Annotated in this window: 19 protein-coding genes; 8 read left to right on the top strand and 11 right to left on the bottom strand. The window is 62.6% G+C overall.

Annotated elements, in window-relative coordinates; all coding sequences use genetic code 11:
• Positions 1-54: 54 nt before the first annotated feature.
• The 3 genes from HX613_RS19605 to HX613_RS19615 all read left to right on the top strand — a co-directional run bounded on the left by HX613_RS19605 (position 55) and on the right by HX613_RS19615 (position 3,602).
• Entirely contained in the window at positions 55-1,005 is a 951-nt protein-coding gene (locus tag HX613_RS19605) for an SGNH/GDSL hydrolase family protein (RefSeq protein WP_235346864.1), read from the top strand.
• Complete coding sequence (locus HX613_RS19610) at positions 1,002-1,670, top strand: Maf family protein (RefSeq protein ID WP_235346865.1); 669 nt, start codon at positions 1,002-1,004, stop codon at positions 1,668-1,670. Before HX613_RS19605 ends, HX613_RS19610 begins: the two co-directional genes overlap by 4 nt.
• A 123-nt stretch (positions 1,671-1,793) precedes the next feature.
• Positions 1,794-3,602, top strand: a complete 1,809-nt coding sequence (locus HX613_RS19615; protein WP_235346866.1) for an acetyl/propionyl/methylcrotonyl-CoA carboxylase subunit alpha — start codon at positions 1,794-1,796, stop codon at positions 3,600-3,602.
• Positions 3,603-3,649: 47 nt separating this feature from the next.
• On the opposite strand, the gene HX613_RS19620 is transcribed toward HX613_RS19615, so the two are convergent.
• From HX613_RS19620 to HX613_RS19635, 4 genes are all read right to left on the bottom strand, one after another.
• On the bottom strand, positions 3,650-4,939 hold the full coding sequence (locus HX613_RS19620; RefSeq protein WP_235346867.1) for an RNA polymerase sigma factor: 1,290 nt from the start codon (positions 4,937-4,939) through the stop codon (positions 3,650-3,652).
• Positions 4,939-5,280 carry a YciI family protein gene (locus HX613_RS19625; RefSeq protein ID WP_235346868.1) on the bottom strand — a complete coding sequence of 114 codons (342 nt, stop codon included), beginning with the start codon at positions 5,278-5,280 and terminating at the stop codon, positions 4,939-4,941. The genes HX613_RS19620 and HX613_RS19625 overlap by 1 nt, the downstream gene beginning before the upstream one ends.
• A 118-nt stretch (positions 5,281-5,398) precedes the next feature.
• Entirely contained in the window at positions 5,399-6,817 is a 1,419-nt protein-coding gene (locus HX613_RS19630; RefSeq protein WP_235346869.1) for an NAD(P)H-quinone dehydrogenase, read from the bottom strand.
• Positions 6,818-6,946: 129 nt separating this feature from the next.
• A complete protein-coding gene (locus HX613_RS19635; protein WP_235346870.1) occupies positions 6,947-7,501 on the bottom strand; it encodes a gamma carbonic anhydrase family protein in 555 nt (184 codons plus the stop codon).
• 359 nt (positions 7,502-7,860) lie between these two features.
• On the opposite strand from HX613_RS19635, the gene HX613_RS19640 reads away from it, so the two are divergent.
• Positions 7,861-8,109, top strand: a complete 249-nt coding sequence (locus tag HX613_RS19640) for a WhiB family transcriptional regulator (protein WP_009884680.1) — start codon at positions 7,861-7,863, stop codon at positions 8,107-8,109.
• Between the two features lie 240 nt (positions 8,110-8,349).
• Here HX613_RS19640 and HX613_RS19645 read toward each other — a convergent pair whose 3' ends face one another.
• Positions 8,350-9,864 carry a sensor histidine kinase gene (locus HX613_RS19645; RefSeq protein ID WP_235346942.1) on the bottom strand — a complete coding sequence of 505 codons (1,515 nt, stop codon included), beginning with the start codon at positions 9,862-9,864 and terminating at the stop codon, positions 8,350-8,352.
• Positions 9,865-10,004: 140 nt separating this feature from the next.
• Entirely contained in the window at positions 10,005-14,894 is a 4,890-nt protein-coding gene (locus tag HX613_RS19650) for an NAD-glutamate dehydrogenase (protein WP_235346871.1), read from the bottom strand.
• Between the two features lie 139 nt (positions 14,895-15,033).
• Between HX613_RS19650 and HX613_RS19655 the strand changes: the two genes are divergently transcribed.
• Positions 15,034-15,498, top strand: a complete 465-nt coding sequence (locus HX613_RS19655; RefSeq protein ID WP_235346872.1) for a DUF2505 domain-containing protein — start codon at positions 15,034-15,036, stop codon at positions 15,496-15,498.
• Positions 15,499-15,553: 55 nt separating this feature from the next.
• On the opposite strand, the gene HX613_RS19660 is transcribed toward HX613_RS19655, so the two are convergent.
• From HX613_RS19660 to HX613_RS19670, 3 genes are read right to left on the bottom strand one after another with little or no spacing between them, the layout of a single operon-like run.
• Positions 15,554-16,060 (bottom strand): DUF6912 family protein, encoded by a 507-nt coding sequence (locus tag HX613_RS19660; protein WP_235346873.1) that lies wholly within the window; start codon positions 16,058-16,060, stop codon positions 15,554-15,556.
• A gap of 9 nt (positions 16,061-16,069) precedes the next feature.
• On the bottom strand, positions 16,070-17,290 hold the full coding sequence (locus HX613_RS19665) for an AAA family ATPase (RefSeq protein ID WP_235346874.1): 1,221 nt from the start codon (positions 17,288-17,290) through the stop codon (positions 16,070-16,072).
• Positions 17,287-17,937: a hypothetical protein gene (locus tag HX613_RS19670; protein WP_235346875.1), complete on the bottom strand. Its 651-nt coding sequence runs from the start codon at positions 17,935-17,937 to the stop codon at positions 17,287-17,289. Before HX613_RS19670 ends, HX613_RS19665 begins: the two co-directional genes overlap by 4 nt.
• A gap of 140 nt (positions 17,938-18,077) precedes the next feature.
• Between HX613_RS19670 and HX613_RS19675 the strand changes: the two genes are divergently transcribed.
• Positions 18,078-18,299: a helix-turn-helix domain-containing protein gene (locus HX613_RS19675; RefSeq protein ID WP_143921250.1), complete on the top strand. Its 222-nt coding sequence runs from the start codon at positions 18,078-18,080 to the stop codon at positions 18,297-18,299.
• A gap of 67 nt (positions 18,300-18,366) precedes the next feature.
• Here HX613_RS19675 and HX613_RS19680 read toward each other — a convergent pair whose 3' ends face one another.
• Complete coding sequence (locus tag HX613_RS19680) at positions 18,367-18,882, bottom strand: hypothetical protein (protein ID WP_235346876.1); 516 nt, start codon at positions 18,880-18,882, stop codon at positions 18,367-18,369.
• Between the two features lie 148 nt (positions 18,883-19,030).
• Here HX613_RS19680 and HX613_RS19685 point away from each other — a divergent pair, with 148 nt between their 5' ends.
• Together HX613_RS19685 and HX613_RS19690 are read left to right on the top strand one after the other, a co-directional pair.
• Positions 19,031-19,771 carry a LysM peptidoglycan-binding domain-containing protein gene (locus tag HX613_RS19685; protein WP_235346877.1) on the top strand — a complete coding sequence of 247 codons (741 nt, stop codon included), beginning with the start codon at positions 19,031-19,033 and terminating at the stop codon, positions 19,769-19,771.
• Positions 19,768-20,235 carry an Rv3235 family protein gene (locus tag HX613_RS19690; RefSeq protein ID WP_235346878.1) on the top strand — a complete coding sequence of 156 codons (468 nt, stop codon included), beginning with the start codon at positions 19,768-19,770 and terminating at the stop codon, positions 20,233-20,235. The genes HX613_RS19685 and HX613_RS19690 overlap by 4 nt, the downstream gene beginning before the upstream one ends.
• A gap of 19 nt (positions 20,236-20,254) precedes the next feature.
• Here the strand turns inward: HX613_RS19690 and secA are convergent, their stop codons facing one another.
• Positions 20,255-22,957 carry a preprotein translocase subunit SecA gene (gene secA, locus HX613_RS19695; protein WP_235346879.1) on the bottom strand — a complete coding sequence of 901 codons (2,703 nt, stop codon included), beginning with the start codon at positions 22,955-22,957 and terminating at the stop codon, positions 20,255-20,257.
• Between the last annotated feature and the right edge of the window lie 5 nt (positions 22,958-22,962).

Genomic DNA, 22,962 nt, shown 5'->3' on the forward strand with positions numbered 1-22,962 from the left:
AGTTGTTGGGAAGCTCGGACAAGTGCAATGATGACGGTTAAAGGAGGGAATTTCGTGGGAAAACGCATGTTGTACACCTTGGCCACCATGACGGGGACCGTTGTAGGTGTCGGCGCGTCGGCCGTTGGTCTCCTCCGCCACCAGGCAGGCGCGCTTCGCAAAGCGTTCGACGACGACGCCCAGCGCGCGTATTCCACCTTCGCCGAGGCGGTCGCTCCCCCACGCAACTACGACGACGAGGATTCCGCCGCGCTGGCGATCATCGGAGACTCATGGCTCTGTGGAATCGATGTCGACGACCCGACGCTGGCTCCTCCCAACCTCATCGCCCGGGGGCTTGGCCGCATCCTGGGCACCACCGTTCGCGTCCAATCAACCGCGCTCCCCTCAGCTCTGTCCGAAGACCTGCCGAGGCAGGTCGATGAGATCCTGCGCTCCGCCTGGCTCTCACGCCAGCTCTCCGATTCGTGGACCGAGCAGCGTCGATTCGCGATCATCTCCATCGGTACCGGTGACATCATCCACCCGATTCACGGCACCATCGGCATTCCCGTGCTCAACCAGGCGATCAATCGACTCCAGAGAGAGGGCAGGTACACGGTCTTCGTCTTGGTCTGCCCCAACCTCGGCGGCCTTCCGGGCCTGCGGGACCCGCTCAAGACCTCCCTGCGAAGAACCTCCCGGGTGCTCGCCGGCTCGCAGTGGCTGGCGGCCCTGGCTGCCCGCGCCACTCCGCTGCGAGCCACCGGTTCGCTGAGTGGGACCACACGCAGATCACTGCTCAACGAGTCAGGGCGATTCCCCAGCACTTTGGGCTATGCCCAGTTGTCGTCGACCGTTCTCGCAGCAATCGCCGATCGCATCGAGGCCCCCATCGAGGTCGACCGCAGCCTCGACATCCCGGAGAAGGGCGAGGGCGCGCGCAGGCCGGTCCCTGCACCGGAGTCGGAGACGGAACCTGGGACAGACGCCGATCCTGTCCCCGAAGCTGAGGCAGCCTCGTGATCCCTGTCGTCCTGGCCTCGCAGTCCCCTTCCCGTCGAGAGATCCTCACCGCTTCGGGAATCGATCCGATCATCATCGTCTCCGAGGTCGACGAGTCCGCCATCGAGTCACGTTTTGGGGGTTCCGTCTCGGATCTGACCATGGCTCTGTCAGAGGCGAAGGCGCGTGCCGTCGTCGACCGTGTGCTCACCTCCCCTCCCACGCAGCTGGCCGCAGCGGATACCGCAGTGATCATTGCCGGGGACTCACTGCTCGAACACGAGGGCGAAGCGATCGGCAAGCCCGGAACAGCCGAACGCACACGTGAGGTGTGGGCGGACATAGCAGGGGCGTGGACCGAGCTGCACTCGGGACACACGCTCGCCGTGCTCAGACGTGCGAACTCGTCTACGTCGAACTTCGAGCTCGTCGATATCCGTTCGAAGCGATCGACGACCTCGGTGCTCATCGGCGAGCCCACTCCTGAGGAGCTCGAGGCGTACATCGCGACCGAGGAGCCCTTCCACGTAGCCGGTGCACTGACCATCGACGGGTACGGAGGAGCGTTCGTCCAACGCCTTGCGGGCGACCATCTCACCGTCCTCGGCCTCAGCCTCCCCGTGATCCGTGATCTGGTCCGCGACGCGGGCCTGTTCTGGCCCGATCTGTGGTCACCACGCGAGTAGAATCACTGAGGGCAGACGGACACGCCCGAAGCCTTTGAAGTTTTCGGCCGAAGTTTTTATCTCTGACCTACAAACGCTTGGTGTCGATCTCTAAATTGTTCTGTGATCATACAAAGGAGCGCCATGACCACAGTTCTCCCCGAACAGTCGACTGCACCATTGCACACCCGCGTCCCCACTGCTGCTGTGCGCCGCGTCCTCATCGCCAATCGCGGTGAGATCGCGCTGCGCATCATTCGGGCGGCCCACGACCTCGGTGTCAAAGCCATCGCCGTCTACACCCGCGCGGATTCGGACGCCGATTTCGTGCATCTGGCCGACGACGCCTGGCTCCTCGACGGAGTCGGCCCCGGGGAGACCTACCTCGACATCGACAAGATCCTCGCCCTGGCCAAACGCTCCGGTGCCGATGCTATCCACCCCGGCTACGGATATCTGGCCGAGAACGCCCTGTTCGCTCAGGCCGTGATCGAGGCCGGTCTGACCTGGATCGGTCCTCCCCCGTCGGCGATCGAGCTCCTGGGTGACAAGTCCGGTGCTCGTGAGGTTGCCGAGGCTGTCTCTGCTCCGGTCGCTCCCGGCTCCGACGGCGCCGTCGCAGATCTGAAAGAGGCCGCCGAGGTGGCCCACAGGATCGGCTATCCGGTCGTCATCAAGGCCGTGCACGGCGGCGGCGGACGGGGATTTCGCGCCTGCGCCGCAGCCGAGGACCTCGAGACCGCCTACACCGCTGCCACCCGTGAGGCGCTCAGTGCCTTCGGACGCGGCGAATGCCTCATTGAGAAGCAGATTGTGCGCCCGCGCCACATCGAGACCCAGTGCCTGGCCGATGCCCACGGCAACGTGCAGGTCCTCTCCACCCGCGACTGCACCCTGCAGCGCCGAAATCAGAAGATCGTCGAGGAGGCCCCAGCGCCGTTCCTCACCCCCGATCAGGAGCGACTCGTCACCGAGGCTTCCAGCCGCGTTCTCGCCCATGTCGGCTATGTAGGTGCAGCCACGTGCGAATACCTCCTGGGCACCGACGGCACGATCATCTTCATGGAAGCCAACGCGCGGATCCAAGTCGAACACACGGTGACAGAAGAGGTCACCGGCGTCGACCTCGTCGCCTGGCAGCTGCGCATCGCCTCGGGAGAGCACCTCCCGGAGGCGTTCCCACAGGTTCGCGGTCACTCGATCCAGTTCCGCATCAATGCCGAAGACCCCACGACGTATTTCCCTGCCACAGGCACGGTGAAGAACCACCGGGCTCCGGCCGGGCCTGGCGTGCGTCTTGACTCAGGCATCGGTGAAGGAAGTGTCGTCGGCACGGACTTCGATCCGATGCTGGCCAAGCTCATCATCACCGGAGCCGACAGGAACCAGGCTCTGGCTCGAGCTCGACGGGCCTTGGATGAGTACCGCATCGAGGGCGTATCGACTCTGCTTCCCCTTCATCGCGTACTCGTCGCGCAGAAGGCCTTCGCCCAGGACTTCGACGTCTGGACCAATTGGCTCGAAACCACCTTCGTCAATCCACTTGCCGACCCTCAACCAGGAGATCAGATGAGCACAGCAGCCGATAGTTTCAGTGTTGTGGTCGAGGTCGATGGCCGCCGGATGACCGTCTCGGTCCCCAAGGACGTCATCTCCGACCTCGGGCATGTCCCGAGCCCGAGTGTGCCGCGCCGCAAGCGCAGCCTCAGCCGCAAGGGCGCTCAGCTGGCCGACGACTCGAACTCGCTCAACGCACCCATGCAGGGCACGATCGTGTCAGTCTCCGTGGCAGCCGGTGACACTGTCGAAGCCGGTGACACCCTGGCCGTGATCGAGGCGATGAAGATGGAGCAGCCGCTCAAGGCTGGTCATTCCGGCACCGTCTCCGAGGTGCTCGTCGATTCCGGTGTCTCGGTGCGGTCAGGCGAGCCGATCATCCGCTTCGCCGCCTGAGGTCGTTCAACGCCGCCTGAGGCCGTTCAACGCCGACTGAAGCGGTCTCAGGAGAGCAGATCCCTGATCTGATTCTCGATGTAATCGGACTCGGCATCATTCCCCGGGCAGTCCAGTGCTTTCCTGAAAGCCGCTTCCGCATGCTCGGGCATCCCCAGCTCACCAAATGTCAGCGCTCGTGCGATGTGGAAGGGGCGATACCCTTCCAATCCTGGTTCCGCGGCCAGGTCCTCGAGCGCGGTGAGCCCATCCTCAGGGCCCTTCGCCTTTCCCTTGGCCACGGCCCGATTGAGCTCCACGACCGGGCCGGGCTCGAGTCTCGCGAGAAGGCCGTAGAGGACGAGGATCTGCGCCCAGTCAGTTTCCGAGTAGGTGGCGGCCTCAGCGTGCAGGGCCGCAATCGCGGACTGGACTGTGTACGAGCCGGCCCCTGGTTCACCTGCGGCGGTGAGCGCCAGCCCCAGCCCTTCTGCGATGAGCTTCGAATCCCACAGCCTGCGGTCCTGCTCGGCCAAGGGCACCGGCGCCCCGGCGGAGTCAGTTCGCGCCGGGGCTCGCGCACCCGTGAGCAGCAGAAGCGACAGCAGGCCCCTAGCCTCGGTCACCTGCGGCAACAGCGTCACGAGCAGCCGCGCCAATACTATTGCCTCCCGCTGCAGATCGATTCGGCTGTGGTCGACACCTGTCGTGGGTGTGAACCCCTGGGTGAAGATGAGATAGACAACCCGCAGGACCCCGGGAAGGCGCTCGTGCAGCTGCTCCGCTGTGGGTGTGCCGAAAGGAATTCCCGTCGTGGTGATCCGTTTCTTGGCTCTGACGATACGCTGCTGCATGGTCGTCGTATCCACGAGGAAGACTGCCGCAACCTCGGCGGTGCTCAGACCGGCCAGGAAACGCAGGATGAGGGCGATCTTCTCCCGTTCCTTCAAGGTCGGGTGCGAGCAGGTGAAGAACAGGCCAAGTCGCTCATCGGGAATGCTCACGGAGCTCAGCTCTTCGCCGAGGCGGACCGCGTGGTCGACATGATCACCGGCGTCGGCCTCGGATTCGATGCGAAGTCTGGCAAGTCGACGCGCCCTCACCGCATCGGAGCGGATGATGTCGAGTGCCCGATTCTTCGCAGCAGTCATCAGCCATGCCTGGGGATTCTGCGGCACACCACGTTGAGTCCAGGTCTCCAAGGCCCGCACCATGGCCTCTTGGAGGACATCCTCGGCGAGGTCGAGATCATGGAATTTCGCTGCCAGAGCTGCAAGCAGTCGCCCACGATCCTCAACATCGATCGTGTGGAGAATCGCGGCGACTGCCGGCTGCTCGGCCCTGCCTGCAGAGACCATCAGTAATCGGCGAGAGGCCGTATCTCGATGTGGCCCAGAGCGGAACCCGGGCTCTTCTCCGCCCATGCGATCGCCTCGTCGATATCCGCGACCTCGATGATGTAGCTTCCGCCGACGAATTCACCGCTTTCTGCGAACGGTCCCGAGGTCACGACGGTTTCAGCGGCCGCAGTACTGACGCGCACACCGGTCTCAGGACCTTCGAGGGCGAATCCTCCGACGACGATGCCCGCCGCGTTGATCTCCTCATCGAAGGCCATGAACTCCCTGGGATCAGGTCCCTCGTCCGCACCGCATTCGGCATCGGCGACATTTCCCATGAGCAGAAGTGCGTACTTCATATCTCTCTCCTTACGTCAGTTGTGCGCCAGCGTCTGCTGAGCACGTCAAGCGAAGGTGCCTGACACCATACTGACGGGTGGCTGGTCCCGATATCGACAGTTCGGAGAGAGAAAACTTCTACAGGTGGCGGTGCAGCTGCCGTGATGCCTCTGTCAGGGACCCGCTCACCGACGGATAGACGACGAACGAAGCGGAGAGCTGATCGACTGTCAGACGATTCTCCACAGCCATGGTGATCGGCAGGATGAGCTCACTGGCACGAGGACCGACGACGACTCCGCCCAATATCGAACCCGAACCTCGGCGGGCGAAGAGCTTGACGAATCCATCCTTGATGCCGAGCATCTTGGCGCGAGGATTCGTGTCCAGGGGCAACATCACCGTATCGATGTCGGTCGAGTTCTCCCGGTAGTCGGATTGGGTGAAGCCGACGGTCGCAATCTCTGGGGCGGTGAACACATTCGATGCCACGTGACGAATCTTCAGCGGCTGCACGGCATCGCCGAGCGCATGGAACATCGCAATCCGCCCCTGCATGGCCGCCACGGAGGCCAGCGGCAGCACACCGGTGCAGTCACCTGCGGCGTACACACCGGAGCGGGAGGTGCGTGAAACGCCGTCAACCTTGATATGACCGGACTCGGCGACCTTGACCTTCGCGGCGCTCAGGCCGAGGTCCTCGGTGTTCGGGATCGAACCGACGGCCATCAGGCAGTGTGATCCCTCGACACGGCGGCCATCCGACAGAGTCACCTCGACGCCGCTCTCGGTCCGCTTCACCGAGTCGGCGCGCGACCGAGACAGGACATTCATGCCCTTATTGCGGAACACGAACTCCAGCACATCGGCAGCATCCTCATCCTGACCAGGCAGAACCTTCTCACGGGAGGAGACCAGCGTGACCTTCGTTCCCAGCGCACGGTAGGCGGACGCGAATTCCGCACCGGTGACACCTGAGCCGACGACGATGAGGTGCTCGGGGAGCTCATCGAGATCGTAGAGCTGCGTCCAGGACAGGATTCGCTCTCCGTCTGGCTTCGCCGAGTCGAGTTCACGAGGATGAGAGCCCACGGACAGGAGGATCGTCGACGCCTCGAGCGTGTACTCTGTGCCGCCTTCTTCGACGACGTTGACATGATCGCGGTCAGCCAGGGTCGCAGTTCCCTGGATCACCTTGACACCTGCTCGAACCAGCGCTTCGTAGATGTCATTGGCCTGGGCGTCGGCCAGCGACAGGATGCGCTTGTTGACGGCCTTGAGGTCCGCGACGACCGTATCGCCGTCATCGCCCTCGCTGTCGTAGATGCGGATGCCCAAGCTCTCAGAACGGCCGATCTCCTCCATCATCTCGGCCGTGGCGATGAGCGATTTCGACGGAACGACATCGGTGAGGACTGCGGCCCCACCGCAGCGGTTGCGCTCGATCAGCATCACGTCCGCACCCAATTGGGCGGCAACCAGTGCGGCTTCGTATCCGCCCGGGCCACCACCGATGATGACGACGCGATCTGCAGTGGATTCAAATTCAGTGTTCACAGAGCAATTCTCTCAAATAGCGGACGACAGAGCGAATGGACGCCTCGGTTCTGACAACGCTCAAGGACCAGGGTCTCAGGGGCGACTCGAAGAGTCTGAGACTCAAGACCTCGCATTCCCCGAGGTGGCTCAGAGTCCGTCGATGACTTCGGCAGTATCTCGGTGCAGTGTCGACAGACGCAGGTATGACTGAGCGTTCTGGCGTACCTTCTCAACGCCGTCGTCCGTCATCTCCCTACGCACCTTGGCCGGGACTCCTGCCACCAGCGACCTGGGTGGGATCTCGGTGCCCTCAAGGACGATCGCGCCTGCGGCGACGAGTGATTCGGAGCCCACGTGGGCATCGTTGAGGACGGTGGCGTGCATGCCGATGAGGACGTCGTCGTCGACCACTGCCCCATGAACAAGGGCCTGATGGCCGATGGAGACCCGTGAACCGATGACGACTGGCTTGCCCTCATCTGTGTGCATGACCGTGTTGTCCTGCACATTCGAGTCCTCGCCGATGGTGATCGGGGCGGCTTCAGCGCGGAGCACGCAGCCGTAGAAGACGCTCGCGCCCTTCTTCACCCTCACGTCCCCGACCAGGGTGGCACCGGCTGCGATGAATGCACCGGGATCGACTTGAGGGGTGTGCCCGCCGACAGAGATGATGCGTGCCTGGGAAAGATTGTCCGTTGTCATGAGTCCTCCATTGGTTCACGTTGAGTTCAGATTCTCGTGTTCGACTGAGTCAGCGGTGATTGGAGCCGCCGCCGAGGTGACCAGTCGTTTCATCGCCAGTCTAGCCGTGAACTTGGCACACCTCGGAGGAGGGACGCATCATGATGTCGTCGTTGCCTGCTGCCTCGAGAAAGACGCATAGTGGACGAATTTGCGTCAAGGGCCCCATAGCAGGACAATGAACAAAATATTTGTCAGAAATTTCACACTGCATTACCCTTGTGTGCCCAAAACGGTTATGTGAACCTTGGGTAAGAGAGTTGCGCGCCTGGAATTTGGGTGTCGTAAACCGCGTTCACTTAATTCGTCGAAAGGTCACCATGGATTGGCGACATCGTGCAGCATGCCTCAACGAGGATCCGGAACTGTTCTTCCCGATCGGAAACACCGGTCCCGCCCTGCTTCAGATCGAAGAGGCTAAGACTGTATGCCGCCGCTGTGAAGTAGTCGAGACCTGCCTGCAATGGGCTCTGGAATCCGGTCAGGATGCCGGTGTCTGGGGCGGTCTCAGCGAAGATGAGCGTCGTGCGCTCAAACGTCGCGCCGCACGTGCCCGCCGCGCTGGCTGAATCCTTCAGCGGCTAGAGACAAACGGTCGCAGATATTCGCCAATTGAGTCCCTTGCTCGGAATACGAGATCTTCGCATTCTGAGCAAGGGACTCAATCGTGTCCGCCCCGGGCCCCACAGCCAGTGCATCCCACACTGTTAGTGCCGAATCACCCCTTTGCAAAGGGGTGATTCACTGGTCGCAGGGTGCTTTGTCGTTAAGCCGCCGATTTCAGCCGGTTTCAGTCGTAGGACCCGGTTTCAGTCGTAGGAATCGGGGCGCAGAGGCACGTCGAGAATCGCCACGGTCCCGCCGCCCTCACCTTCCTGCCATTGGATCGAACCCGCCAGATCGGCAGAGACCAGAGTCTTCACGATCTGCGTGCCCAGCCCGTTGCCGGGACTGTGATCCTCCCCCAGCCCCACACCGTCGTCGGCGATCGTGACATGCAGGTGATCGCCCTCGCGTTCCGGAGTCACCCACACATGTCCGGTGAGTGTCTCACCCGGAGCGAGGTTCTCCTGCTCAGCGACCGGGAACCCGTGCTCGATCGCATTGGTGATGAGCTCAGTGATCGCCAGGGCCAATGAGGTGGCGTCCGCTGAGGAGATGGTGCCGAAGCTGCCGCAGCGCTTGAGGCTGATCTGGACCAGTGGACTCGTCAGCTCGGGTGTCAGGCGCAGCCCCTTGTCGACGACCTCGTCGAAGTCCACCTCCGATTCGACTCCCTGGCTGAGCACATCATGGACGACGGCGATGATCGAGACTCGGCGCATCGCCTCCGTCAGAGCACTCTTCGCCTCAGGGCTGTCGATTCGACGAGTCTGCAGACGCAGCAGCGCCGAAACGGTCTGCAGGTTGTTCTTGACCCGATGGTGCATCTCTTTGATCATCGCATCGCGTGAGAGCAGTTCGCGCTTGCGTCGTCTGATCTCCGAGACATCCCGAGCCAGGACGATCGCGCCGGTGCGAGTGCCGTCATCGGTCAGTGGGATCGCCCGCAGCGACACACTCGTCCGACCGACCTCGAGCTCGGTCCGCCAGGGGGCACGACCGGTGAGCACGAGCGGAAGCGTCTCATCGACCTGACGCAGCTCTGTGCTCAGACTCGAGACCACCTCGGCGAGGTAGTCCCCTTCGATCTCACCGCGGTGACCCAGACGGTGCATGAGTGAGACCGCATTCGGGGAGGCGTATTGGACGTGGGAGTCACGATCAAGGATGAAGATGCCGTCTCCGACGCGTGGTTCGCCGTGCCGTGCGCCGCTGGGAGCATCACGGTCGGGAAAGGCACCCTGCGCGATCATGGTCAGCAACGACATCGCGGACTGTGTGTAGAACTTCTCCAGGCGTGACGAACCGCGACGACGGATCTCCTCGGAGTACCGGACCATGATGGCGATCGTCGCTCCCTCGCGGACGAGGGGCACCGCCTCGGCGGAGACTTCCGTGTCATCGGTGCCGGCGTTGACGCCCAGAGATTTCGCCTGCGCCACCTTCGTCACCAGCTCATGTGAGCTCGCTGCCGTGTCCAGGAGCTCCCGTTCGAGTCCGGTGGCTCGGGCTCCGATGAGGTCGCGATTGAACAGGGTCGCACCGGTCGTCGGACGCGAATGCGCCACCACTGTATAGGCCCCGCTGGCCGAGGGCACCCACAGGACGAGGTCGGCAAAGGACAGGTCGGAGATGAGCTGCCAGTCCCCCACCAACAGGTGGATGTACTCGACATCGGTTTCGTCGGTGATGCCTTCGGCGGCCAGGAGTTCGTTGAGCACTGTGTTCTTCTTCCGGGTGGGCAACGGCACGGGCCGATGATGGCGGCACAGACGCCGACAGACCCGCAGGCTCGAAGCCCGCGAAGTCTGTCGACGTCAGCAATGATCTGACGCTATCACTGATCTGTTGGGGTCACTGCTCAGACGGCCTGCTCCGATTCCCATGCCGAGGAGCGGACAACACCGCGCATCATGCGCAGCAGCACCGACAGCGGGGCTTGGGTGACGGTCTCGAGTCCGAGGATCGTCTCGGTCGTCTCCAGCACCCGCGCTGCCACGGTCTCATTGCGTTCGAGCCACTCGGTCAGACGCTGACCGGCTCGCTCGTCCGGAGTCCCGGAGATCGGTGAGTCCGTCGCGACGAGGACCGTGCCGGCCACCGACAGGATCGCTGAGTAGAAGTCATCGCGCAGCGAGCCACGTGCCAAGGCCGACCACCGGTCGCTGCGGTCGAGATCGCCGATGAGAGTGAGCACCTGGGAACCGGAGAACTTGTCGTTGACGGCGTAGTAGAGTTCAGCGACGTCCTCTGCGGATTCACCCGCACGGGCAGACAGCTGGGCAATGTCGAGAAGCACGAACTCATCGAGCAGGGCTGCGGCGCGCCAGGAGAGTTCGCTCGGCACACCTTCATCGATGTAGCCCTGTGCCGTTGCCCTCATGCTCTCGGCGTCGAAGCCGTCGACGAGGTCGGGCACGCGGGCTCGCAGAGCTGCGACGACATTGCCGTAGCGTTCGATGCCGGAATCGACATCGAGGGTGTCCGGTGCCTGCTGCACCAACCAGCGCGAAGACCGATCGAGCAGACGCACATAGGCGTGCTGCAACTGGACCTGGACCTCGGTCGGCACCTTGTTGTCGAGTGCGCACAACGCTTCGAAGAAGTCATCGAGTCCGAAGATCTCGGAGACGACGACGAAGACACGGGCGATCTGCGGCACCGAGGCGGGGGTCTCTTCCAACATCCGGTAGACGTAGGTGAGTCCGCCGCGGTCGATCATCCGGTTGACGAGCTTGGCTGTCGCGATCTCTCGGTGCAGGGGGTGTTCGGGGATGAGCTCTCCGTATTTCTCGACAAGGGAGTCGGGGAAGTAGGAGGTCAGTTCCCGCTTCATCCACTCCTCATCGGGAACCACGCTGTCCAGGATCTCATCGGCGGCATGCATCTTGGCGTAGGCGAGGAGGACCGCCAGTTCCGGGGAGACATAGGCGCTGAACTCACGCTTGGTCAGTTCCTGCGCATCGGGCAGGAACTCGACCTGACGATCGAGGTCCGCGTTCTTCTCCAGATAGCTCAGCATCCGGCCATAGGTGCCCGACATGGACTCCGTCTGCGCCCGAGCCTCACCGAGGACCACGTTCTGTGCGTAGTTGTTGGCCAGCACCCGGTCGGCGACGTCGTCGGTGAAGGACAGCAGCACACGTTCGCGATCTTCTGCGGCGAAGGCACCCTTGTGGAGCAGGGTGCGCAGGAGCAGCTTGATGTTGACCTCATGGTCGGAGCTGTCCACGCCTGCCGAGTTGTCGACGGCGTCGGTGTTGATCGCCACGCCGTTCAGTGCTGCTTCGACACGGCCCAGCTGGGTCACACCGAGGTTGCCGCCTTCTCCGACGACCCGGCTGCGCACGTCACGGCCATCGATGCGGATGGCGTCGTTGGCCTTGTCCCCGACATCGGCATGACTCTCGTCCGAGGACTTGATGTAGGTGCCGATGCCGCCGTTGTAGACGAGATCGACGGGGGCCTTGAGGATCTGCGACATCAGCTCGGCGGGGCTGCGCTTACCGGGCTCGAGTCCCAGTACGGCCGCGGCTTCGGGACTGAGATCGATGGACTTCGCCGACCGGGGGAATACTCCGCCTCCCGTGGAGATGAGCTCCCGGTCGTAGTCCTGCCAGCTTGAGCGCGGCAGGTCGAAGAGACGCTTGCGTTCCACGAAGCTGCGTGCGGCGTCCGGATTCGGGTCGAGGAAGATGTCCCGGTGGTCGAAGGCCGCGACGAGGCGGATGTGTTCGCTGCGCAGCATGCCGTTGCCGAAGACGTCACCGCTCATGTCTCCGATGCCCACGACAGTGAAGTCATCGGCGTCGGTGTTGACCCCGAGTTCGCGGAAGTGTCGTTCCACGGACTTCCAGGCTCCACGAGAGGTGATGGCCATCTTCTTGTGGTCATAGCCGACGGATCCGCCGGAGGCGAAGGCGTCGCCGAGCCAGAAGTCGCGACGTTCGGCGATCGCGTTGGCCACATCCGAGAAGCGAGCGGTGCCCTTATCGGCAGCGACGACCAAATAGTAGTCATCTCCGTCGTGTCGGACGACGCGGTCCGGGTGGACGACCTCCTGGGCGCCGTTCGCACCGTAGACCAGGTTGTCAGCGACTTCGAGGAGGCTTTCGATGAAGACCTCGTAGGCGGCTTGGCCGGCGGCCATCCACGCGTCCCGGTCGCTCATCGGGGGCAGCTGCTTGGGGAAGAATCCGCCCTTGGCACCGGTCGGCACGATGAGGGCGTTCTTGACCATCTGTGCCTTGACCAGTCCGAGGACCTCGGTGCGGAAATCGTCGCGACGATCGGACCACCGCAGGCCGCCACGGGCCACTGTGCCGAAGCGCAGGTGCACGCCTTCGACCTGAGGCGAGTACACCCACATCTCCAGTGCTGGTTTGGGCTTGGGTACGAAGCTGAGTTCGTTGGCGCGGATCTTGAGCACGAGTGCCGTCGGCAGCTCGCCGGTCTCGTCGAGGAAGTAGTTCGTCCTCACTGTGGCGCGCAGCAGTTCGAGAGAAGACCGCAGGACACGGTCCGCGTCGAGGCTGGCGACATCGCTGAGCGCCGATTCGACCGACTCGTTGAGTTCGGCCGTCCTGTCTTCACGTCCGGCTTCGTCAGCGGTGGGATCGAACTTAGCGAAGAAGTAGTCGACCAGGAGCCGTGAGATCTCCGGGTTGTCGCTGTAGACCTCACCGACGTAGGCGTCGGAGTAGGTGAAGCCGGCTTGGCGCAGGTATTTGCCCAGTGCGCGGACGATCGTCACGTGCTTCCAGTGCATTCCGCAGACGACGAGACGGTCGAAGACTCCGGCTTCCTTCTTGCCCTCCCAACCGGCGATGAACGCATCGGAGATCCGTTCGCAGTCACCGTCGTCGAGGGCTTCGGGGAAGGTGAGTCCGAAGTCGTAGATGTAGCGGTGTGAACCGTCGACGAGGTCCAGCTCATGGGGGCGTTCGTCGAGTACGGTCGCTCCGAAGGCAGTGAGGAACGGCAGCACTTCCGACAACCCCACACGCTCGTTGCGGTAGAGGGCCAGGCGCACTGGGGCGTCGCCGGATTCCTCGGGACTGTAGAGGCGCACGGCGGGTCCGTCACCGGCTTCCAGTGCTTCGAACCGGGCGACGTCGGCGATGGCGTCGGCCGGAGAGTGGTGTTCTTCGTAGCTGGGTGGGAAGGCCTTCGACCACCGGTTCGCGCGTGCAACGGAGCTGTCGCTGTCACCTCGCTCTGTGGGGGCGAGGAAAGCGTGGACGTCTTCGGACCAGGAGCGCACAGCGCCGACAATCCGCTTCTCCACGGTCTCTGGTTCGATCTGCGGCAGTTCCACGTCACGGGCGACGCGGGCCACGAAGTGAATGCGGGCCAGTGCGGATTCGGTCAGCAGCACATCGAAGTCGACGCTCTCAGCGTGATAGAACTTCCGCAGCACCTCTTGGACTCGCATGCGCGCCGCCGTGTCGTAGAGGTCGCGGGGCAGGTAGAGGATGACGGAGACGAACCGCTGGTAGGGGTCACGGCGGACGAAGACCCGTGATTGGCGACGTTCCTGCATGTCGACGATCTGCATGACGACATCGAAAATCGTCGTGGTCTCGTCGTGCAGGAGATCATCGCGCGGGTAGGTCTCGAGGACGCCCAGGAGTTCATTCGCCGAATGCGATCCTGCGGGGAATCCGCTGGCGGAGAGGATCTTGCGCACCTTGCGGTTGATGACCGGGATGTTGAGAACGCTGTCGTTGTAGAACTCAGGCTTGAAGACGCCGACGAAGCGGCGCTCACCGACGATCTCACCGGCCGAGTCGAAGGTCTTGACCCCGATGTAGTCCATGAATGACCCGCGGATCACGCGTGAACGTGAGTTCGCCTTCGTCAACACCAGCACATGCGGTTCATCGGCCTTATCGGCCACGGCCCGACTCAGCGGCGACTTCACCAGCGGCCGCAGAGTCGAGATGCCCAGGGACGTATGCTCAATCGGCTCGAGGCTGCTCTGGGTCTCATCGTGAGAGTAGTTGTATTCGCGGTATCCGAGGAAGGTGAAGTGGCCGTCAAGCCAGTTGAGCAGCTCGGCGGCTGCCTCGGCTTCGGAGGCGAGCTCTGAACGGGGCGGCTGCGCCTGCAGTTCCTTCGCAATGTCCTTGGCCCGGATCGCCATGGCGCTGGCGTCGGTGGCCGCGGCCGAAACGTAGTCAAGCACACTGCGCAGCTGGTCCTCGAGACCGGCGAGATCCTCTTCGGGAAGTCGATCGATCTCGAGGCGGATCCAGGACTGCTGCTGCGGAAGGAGGGATCCGCTCGCCTCGGCGGGTTCGGATACGAGAGGGATGCCAGCAGTATCGGCAGAGACCGCCGGGGCCTCGGCCCGAGACAACACGGACAGGTCCGAGCCCTGTCCCTCGACGGCGATGATGGGGTGGTGGACCTGACGGATGGCACGACCGCTGGTGGCCAGATCGCTGACGATCGAGGACACGAGGTGGGGCATGTCGGTCAGGACCATGGCGATGACAGTGTGGTTATCGCGGAACTCGGGAGAGTCGACGTCCGGGTTGTAGATGGAGATCACCGGTGATCTGCCGTCGTATTCAAGTCCTAGAGCATAGTGTGAGGCGGCCGCTGCGGCCAGCGCCTCTGTTCCTGCTTCGGAAGTGCCAGGTTCGAAACGCGGATAATACGCTTCGATGAAATTCTCCGGGGCACCTTGTCCCCTCTGCTTCCTCCACTCTTCTGCAATGTCCGAATATGAGACCTGAGACACCATGTCACCTCTATGATCAGCGCGCAAAATTTACAGCGGTTCGACGTCGAACTGCCACCACCCACACTATGCTCAAATGCGGAGAAAGGCACGCCGACAGCCATGCCGCACCAAGACACTGATCTCCTGGCAAACTGGAGCCATGCGAACTCTGACACTCAACCATGAATACTCGGAGGCTCTGTCGGATTTCCTCCTCCGACTTGCCGATGTCTCAACCTGGCAGTCACTGGGATCTGAGGCACATGCCGAGCGGATCGACCCCGACACCGAGGTGACGGTGAAGACGCCGATGCCCAAGAGTGAAATGCCCTCTGCCCTGGCTTCTCGCCTTCCGGCGGATGCCGAACTCGTCGAGGTCTATATGATTCCCGGCGATGTCATCGGCGACAGCGCAGAGATCCGAATGACCGCTCATGCGGCAGGAGTGCCCGTTGAGATCGATGCGCTCATCGCACTGGTTCAGAATGGTTCGGGAACCTCGCTGTCGGTGCGCGCCGAGATCAGTTCCTCGATTCCCCTATTCGGGTCGATGATCGAACAGGCAGTCGTGCCCATTCTCGAGAAGCGACTTGCCGACCGTCTGGCCAAGCTCGAACACCCCTGAGGCTCTGAGTTGCACCCCTGAGGCGCTGGCTTGATCGGCCCGGGCTGATCCGGACTCAGCCGCGTTCGCGCAGCAGCTCGGGCAGCTCGGTCGCGTCGTACCAGAGAAGATCGGAGTCGCCGAGGTGGTCCTCCGCTGCCTCGTGTCCCCTGTCGGCGGCGATGTCGGCAGCTTCTTCCCAGACCTCGACCTCGTCGAGGTGGATGCTGGCGACCGATGCCATGTCGACCTCGGGAAGGGTGAGCACGTCGAACCCTTCAGCCAGATCTTCGCCGGCACTCGAATCGGGAGCGTCGTAGGCGATGACGGCTCGCGGTGAAACAGCTCCCGACCCGCCTTCGGACCCCGGATCCGATGCAGATTCTCGGGCGCCTGCAGCAGCGGCCTCGAAGGACTGAGTGGCGGCCAGCGCGGCTGCGATGCACAGTGCGTCGAATTCTCGTGCCTCGAATTCATCGCCGCCCAATTCTCGACCTTGGGAATCGGGGGCGACCGCGTGCACTGGGCCGAGCCCTTGGCGAATTGCGGTCAGTGTGGTCGGAATATAGCAGCGAATGGACATGCTCCAATCCTAAAGGGACGTCGCCCGTCGCCCCGCACCCGACTTCCGTGAGCGCTTACGGGCCGGCAGCAGCTCAGTCACTGCGGCAGCGATCTCCTGGCTGAGCACAGATTTCGGATTCTCCTCATGGAGGGTGTGCCCGGACAGCATTGCGGCGTCGGCTGTTGCCCGGTCGTCGCTGAAGATGAAATCGGGGTCTCGGCGAACGAATCTGGTGAGCACTTCCCGAATCCGCACCTCGGCCCGATGGCCTACAGCCCCTGAGCGCACCTTCGTGATGCCGATGCGCATCTTGGCCTCCATCGACTCCACTCGTTCGGTGCCCAGCAGTTTGACGAGCCTCTGCAGACCGATCGGATCGCCTGCGGCCAGGACGAGCACGGTGTCCGCGGCCTCCAGCGCGGCGCGCGTCGCACAGTGCCGGTCGTAGAACGGATCGGCGAAGTCATCGTCGGGATCCACCCGGTCGGAGACGTCGACGACAACGAGGTCGAACATCTTGGCCAGGCGAGACAGCACCGCTGTCAGGACCGAAGCGCGAACCTCTGGCCACCTGTCCGGCCTGGTCAGTCCGGTGACAGCATGGAAATCATCGCGCACAGCGGCATGCGGAACGGCAGAGATGTCCAAAGGCGGGGTCTTCTCCACCTCGAGTCGACACAGGCTGGCCAGGTGCGCCGACTCCTCCGTCAGCCCCAGAGTCGTGGCCACCATCGCAGCCACGGTATCGGCGTCGACGACGACGCTGCGGTGACCTTGCCTGGCACCATGATCGCCGAGGTTGACCGCCGTCAGCGTCCGACCGGGAGACGAACCTGTTCCCCAGACCGTGACGATGTGTCCCTGCCCTTTCAGCGATCCGGGCGGAGCGAGGGGCCGGGGCGGAACGACGGTGGAATCGCGGGTGTCATCGATCGCCTGCGCCACAGTCTCAGCATCTGCGGAGGACGGAACGCTGCTGATGATGCCGAGTGACTCCAGCGCCACCGTGTCGTTGCCGAATCCCAGCACCGCGGTTCCTGCTGCGAGGATCGCAGAGATGACCTGCGCATCCAATCCTGGGAAGTACTGACCGACGATGACGACCTCGGCGCTGCCCGTCCTGCACAGCGCCAGAAGTTCGACGTCATCTGCTGGTCGGGCGACGATGGTGACGTCGTCGACCTCGCTGAGGAGCTCGAACAGAATCAGATCGAACTCGAAGTCCACGGCCAGAAGCACCTGTGTCATGACTGACCGCCCTCGGCTTTGACTTCGGCGGGGGCACCGACGACCGAGAGGACGCTGTTGCCGTCGAGCGCGCCGAGGACATCGGCGAGCTCCGCACTGGCGACGAAGACTTCGATCCTGGCACCATCTCCGACGCCGAAGCTGCCAACCTCACGGGTGATGTTCGAGACCGGAGCCGAGGTCACGATCTGCTGCGGGTCAACTCCTTCATCATCGAGTCCCTTCGATTCCGGTTGGGCCCAGACGTCGACCAGGCTACCGGTATCGACGACCGTGGGGACTGAGCCTGCGACATCGATCGCCACGATCCTGCCCTCGAGCTCGGCGATGGGGGCCAGGGCTGAGGCCGGCAGAAGCTCACCGGCGGCGATCACGGCCCGCACACTCGAATGGTCCGGGAAGCCGGCATCCGCAGAAAGGTATTTGTCTCCGATATCGGCCAGATTCACCTCAGCGACAGTCAGATCATCAGCGCTGACCACCTGACCTGGGACAAGAGGAACCGCACTGGCCCACACACGGGTGGTTGCGTTCGCCGCGCTGATGAGCAGATAGGTCGCGACGATGGCCACGACAACTAGGACTGCCCCGACCAGCAGCCTGGCATCGGTCCACTTCGGTCGACGAATTCGTTTCGAGAGCTCCATTGCATCTCCACCTTTGGAAAATTTCCCATGACAGGAACTGTTTCTGAGTGATAGTATTGAACACCAAACGAGGTCAAAGCAATGGTTTTGACAAAATTAGTCACCAAGCAATCAGTCACCTGGAATGAGAAGGGGCCCTCATGGTCGTCGAAAATCGCTTCCTGCCGCTCACCGATGTGGCCGATCTGCTCAATGTCTCGATCGCTCAAGCCCGCGCCCTGGTCCGCACCGGTGATCTTCGCGCCATCAAGGTAGGCGGGCGCGGACAGTGGCGCGTGGAGAAGACCGAGATCGAGGCGTACATCCAGCGGATGTACGAACGCGCCGAGCACGAGATCAAGACCGGTTCGCTCGAAGACTGAAGCGAAGACAGGCTACTCCACTCCCCGATCAACGATCGGCTCGTCAACCGCCTCCGATCAGCCACGCCTAAGCGAAGGGGTTGACTCGGGCCCGCACCAGAGCGATTGAACGGTGCGGGATGATCCGCCCGGAGATCTCGACGTAGTCACAGGCGACCATGTCGCTGCGCCCCCGAACAGTTCCGCCCTCGCCCGCCAGCTCCAGGGAGATCTCCTGGTGGTCGGCGGCCAGCCGTCTCAGAGCCGACGCCATGCCCAACCGCTCCAGGGGATCGGATTCGCAGCTGTGTCTTCTGGATCCAGTGCGCATCTCTCGTATCCAGTCGATCGCCACAATGTTCACCTCCGTGCCGGCGATCACGAAGATCCCATGACCGAGAAAGACAGCTGTCCCTGATATTTCACGGGCGGCGACAACGACCTGCACCGGCTGGCCGATTGCACCCCGCAGTCGCTCGCGCAGAGTGTGCCGCGCGGCAAGAGAGGCAATTTCGTCACCGAGCTCACCTCTTCTGGCGTGGACCTCCCGGGACGCGTGCATTGCTTCGACATCCGCGAGAAGAGCGTCGATCCGATCGTCCATGATGTGAAGCCTGCCGCAGCGAAGAGCGACAAGCAAGAGCTTCTGCACCGATCAGCAGAACTACACGCTCGTAGTTATATTTACCTATTGACATCAAATAGCATCTAACTGCAGTATTGAGCTACGTTTACAATGAAGGACGTCTCTCATGTATCTGTTGATAGCTTGCAGCGTCTCGTGGCTATGTCTGATCGGCGCGTTCGTCACCACCTGGGTTCACCTGCCGACGCCTCGCAGCACCACTGATCTCGTTGTCATCATCGTCGTCGGCACTGCTGCCGTGCTCTCTTCTCGACTCGGAGTGGTTTCGCTTCTGACGCTGCTGATCAGGCTGCTGCCCGACGGACGTTTGAGAACGATCGTCACAGAGTCTGTCGTGCGCATCGTGCCGACGATACTGCGCTCAAGCGTTCTCGCCGCAGCCTCAGCAAGCCTGGCTGTCAACGCGGCCCAGGCCTCTCCCCTGCCGGCGGATACGCTCATGAACGAAGCTCACGCTGCGTCTGCTGGATCGGCAAGTGCCACGCTCGATCCCGGCTGGCCGACTGCACTGCCCGACGATCCCCCACCTGACCCTGGTTGGCCGACCGCCCCACCGAAAGCCGAACCGACATCTCCTGTTGCTGAACCTGAACTCCCAGATGCCGAGCCCAGTCCTTCCTCACCGAAGAATCGACCGCCCCAGGACGCCCCTGGCAATCATGATGAAGGCCCTGGCATCTATATCGTCGGCACCGGCGAAAGCCTGTGGTCGATCGCAGCCGATCAACCCTCCTCCGGTGGCACTACCCAAGACATCGTCGACGACATCTACTCAGCCAACCGCGACGTGATCGGTGCGAACCCGAACCTCATCATGCCCGGCCAACGATTGGAGATTCAGCCATGACTGCCCCACTGGTGCTTTCACGTCCCCGGGTGGCATCGACGCTGCTGAGCAGCGGCGTACCGAACCCCACTGCAACCGCTCCTGCTGCGAAGCACACCAAGGCCGCAGAGGACAGTGATGACAGCCGCATCGCCGCCACCGCGACATCGTTGGCGGTAGCGTGCCTGGAGATCTTCGCCGGCATACGACGCAGCGATTCCATCTCCCGCTGGGTCGACCGGACCCTGCTGGAGAAGATCGACCAGCGCGCCCAGCTGCGTGCAGAGGTGGCACCGACCAGACCATTCGGAGACCTGGGTGCGACACGCACCCTGCAGGCGGGCAACGCCAGAGTCTGCAGGGTCACCAGCGTCATCGCTGAAGTCACCGTCGTGGTCCGCACTCAGAACCGATTCCGGGCGGTGGCAATTCGCTTGGAACTGCTCACCACCCGGTGGACGATGACGGCGCTGCAGACGATGTGAGGCCGCCGTCAGAGAGTGATCAGCTCTTCGCCTTCTTCATCGCGCGACGTTCTGCACGGTTGGCCGGCTGATCGGCTGCGGTTCCGGCCTCTTCATCCTCAGACTCGGACAACGAGGTCGAACCAGCCTCAGATGGGGCAGACAGCTGCATCTTGGGCGTGGTGTGACGCAGTTCAGCCGCGTCGACCTCAACCTCGGAATCGTCGTCAGAATCATCCTCGACACGGTTCACGGTCACCTCAAGGGTATTGGTGAGGCGGACGACGTCCTCCCTGATCCCATCCTGCATGGTTTTGAACATGTCGAAGCCTTCGCGCTGATATTCCACCAGCGGATCCTTCTGCGCCATGGCACGCAGACCGATGCCGTTCTTCAGGTAGTCCATCTCGTAGAGGTGTTCGCGCCACCGCTTGTCGATGACTGAGAGCACGACCCGTCGTTCGAGTTCACGAGTGGCCTCTTCGCCCAGAGCCTCCTCACGCTGTTCGTAGAACACCCCGATGTCCGACTGGATCTCCCGGTTGAGGCGGTTCTTCGTCAGGTTGCCGATTCCCCCGACCTCTTCGGCCAGGTCCTCTTCGGTGATGGACGGCTCATAGATCTTGCCCAGCGCCTCGAAGAGTTCGCCCAGCTTCCAGTCCTCGACCGGTCCGGTGGTTGCCTCTGCCACATAGGCGTCGATGACTTCCTCACGGAACTTCGCGACGTGATCTTCCAGATCTGCCCCGTCTAGGACCCGACGCCGCTCGTCGTAGATCACCGTGCGCTGACGGTTGAGCACGTCATCGTATTTGAGGACGTTCTTACGCTGTTCGGCATTGCGCTGTTCGATCTGCGACTGTGCCGAGAGAATCGCCCTTGACACCATCTTGGATTCCAGCGGAACATCGTCGGGAACATTGGCGGTGGCCATGATCCGCTCAGCGGCACCGGAGCCGAAGAGCCGCATCAGGTCATCGGTCAGAGACAGGTAGAAGCGGCTCTCACCGGGGTCGCCCTGGCGTCCCGAACGTCCACGCAGCTGGTTGTCGATGCGCCTGGATTCGTGACGCTCGGTGCCGAGGACGTACAGGCCACCGGATTCGACGACCTCCTTGGCCTCGGTCTTGACTCGCTTCTCCGCTGCCTTGAGCACGTCCTGCCATTCGGCCTCGTACTGCTCTTCGTTCTCCTGGGGGTCAAGGCCCCGCTCCTCCATCTCGGTCACAGCGAGGAACTCGGCGTTGCCACCGAGCATGATGTCGGTACCGCGACCGGCCATGTTCGTTGCCACGGTCACGGCATTCTTCCGACCCGCCAAGGCGATGATGGAGGCTTCACCTGCGTGGTTCTTCGCGTTGAGGACCTCGTGCCGGATGCCGCGCTTCTTCAGATGCTTGGAGAGGTATTCGCTCTTCTCAACGCTGGTGGTGCCGACGAGGACCGGCTGCCCGGTCTCGTGGCGCTCCGCGATATCATCGACGACGGCATCGAACTTCGCAACCTCGTTCTTGTACACGAGATCCGACTGGTCGACGCGCTGCATCGGCTTGTTCGTCGGAATCGGGACCACGCCGAGTTTGTAGGTCGACATGAATTCCGCGGCCTCGGTCTCGGCCGTACCGGTCATGCCGGAGAGCTTTTCGTAGAGACGGAAGAAGTTCTGCAGGGTGATCGTCGCCAAGGTCTGGTTCTCGGCCTGGACCTTGACGTTCTCTTTGGCTTCGATGGCCTGGTGCAGACCCTCGTTGTAACGACGGCCCTTGAGCACACGACCGGTATGTTCGTCGACGATGAGGACTTCACCGTCGAGGATCACATAGTCTTTGTCCTTCTTGAAGAGTTCCTTCGCGCGGATCGCATTGTTGAGGAAGCTGATCAGCGGGGTGTTCTCTGCGTCGTAGAGATTGCCGATGCCCAGGTAGTCCTCGACTCGTTCGATGCCGGGTTCGAGCACACCGACGGTGCGCTTCTTCTCATCGACCTCGTAGTCGCGGTCGGTCTTGAGTCGTTTGACGACCTTGGCGAACTCTTCGTACCAGCGGTTGCCATCGCCTTCGGCCGGGCCGGAGATGATGAGCGGGGTGCGAGCCTCATCGATGAGGATCGAGTCGACCTCGTCGACGATCGCGAATGCGTGTCCGCGCTGCACAAGTTCATCGGCAGACCAGGCCATGTTGTCACGCAGGTAGTCGAAGCCGAATTCGTTGTTGGTACCGTAGGTGATGTCCGCGGCATACTGTTTGCGACGGTTGTCCGAGGACATGTTGGCCTGAATGCAGCCGGTCTCCATCCCCAGGAACCGGAACACGCGGCCCATCAGCTCGGACTGATAGGTGGCCAGGTAGTCATTGACCGTGATGATGTGCACTGAGCCGCCGGTGAGTGCATTGAGGTAGGCCGGCGCCGTCGCGACCAGCGTCTTGCCTTCACCGGTCTTCATCTCAGCGATGTTGCCCAGGTGCAGTGCCGCCCCGCCCATCAGCTGGACGTCGAAGTGGCGCATGCCCAGGGTGCGTCCCGCGGCCTCGCGGACGGCGGCGAAGGCTTCGGGAAGCAGCGAATCGAGGGTCTCCCCGTCCTGATAGCGCTTCTTGAAACGATCTGTTTCCTCCCGCAGCTCAGCGTCTGACATCTCGCTGAACTCCTCGGACAGCGCGTTGATCGCATCCGTGTACTGGCGGAGCTTCTTCAGCGTGCGTCCCTCACCGGTGCGCAGAAGCTTCTCGAGGAAATTAGCCACTTTTC

The organism is Brevibacterium sp. UCMA 11754, from assembly GCF_021532275.1.
In the GTDB taxonomy this organism is placed as follows: domain Bacteria; phylum Actinomycetota; class Actinomycetes; order Actinomycetales; family Brevibacteriaceae; genus Brevibacterium.

Excerpts from the sequence above, each read along its gene's own strand:
- HX613_RS19625 (WP_235346868.1), bottom strand. The coding sequence starts at position 5,280 with ATGAAGTACGCACTTCTGCTCATGGGAAATGTCGCCGATGCCGAATGC.
- HX613_RS19670 (WP_235346875.1), bottom strand. The coding sequence starts at position 17,937 with ATGGAGCTCTCGAAACGAATTCGTCGACCGAAGTGGACCGATGCCAGG.
- HX613_RS19690 (WP_235346878.1), top strand. The coding sequence starts at position 19,768 with ATGACTGCCCCACTGGTGCTTTCACGTCCCCGGGTGGCATCGACGCTG.
- HX613_RS19675 (WP_143921250.1), top strand. The coding sequence starts at position 18,078 with ATGGTCGTCGAAAATCGCTTCCTGCCGCTCACCGATGTGGCCGATCTG.
- HX613_RS19650 (WP_235346871.1), bottom strand. The coding sequence starts at position 14,894 with ATGGTGTCTCAGGTCTCATATTCGGACATTGCAGAAGAGTGGAGGAAG.
- HX613_RS19685 (WP_235346877.1), top strand. The coding sequence starts at position 19,031 with ATGTATCTGTTGATAGCTTGCAGCGTCTCGTGGCTATGTCTGATCGGC.
- HX613_RS19620 (WP_235346867.1), bottom strand. The coding sequence starts at position 4,939 with ATGGTCTCTGCAGGCAGGGCCGAGCAGCCGGCAGTCGCCGCGATTCTC.
- HX613_RS19640 (WP_009884680.1), top strand. The coding sequence starts at position 7,861 with ATGGATTGGCGACATCGTGCAGCATGCCTCAACGAGGATCCGGAACTG.
- HX613_RS19660 (WP_235346873.1), bottom strand. The coding sequence starts at position 16,060 with ATGTCCATTCGCTGCTATATTCCGACCACACTGACCGCAATTCGCCAA.
- HX613_RS19615 (WP_235346866.1), top strand. The coding sequence starts at position 1,794 with ATGACCACAGTTCTCCCCGAACAGTCGACTGCACCATTGCACACCCGC.
- HX613_RS19680 (WP_235346876.1), bottom strand. The coding sequence starts at position 18,882 with ATGGACGATCGGATCGACGCTCTTCTCGCGGATGTCGAAGCAATGCAC.
- HX613_RS19665 (WP_235346874.1), bottom strand. The coding sequence starts at position 17,290 with ATGACACAGGTGCTTCTGGCCGTGGACTTCGAGTTCGATCTGATTCTG.
- HX613_RS19635 (WP_235346870.1), bottom strand. The coding sequence starts at position 7,501 with ATGACAACGGACAATCTTTCCCAGGCACGCATCATCTCTGTCGGCGGG.
- HX613_RS19655 (WP_235346872.1), top strand. The coding sequence starts at position 15,034 with ATGCGAACTCTGACACTCAACCATGAATACTCGGAGGCTCTGTCGGAT.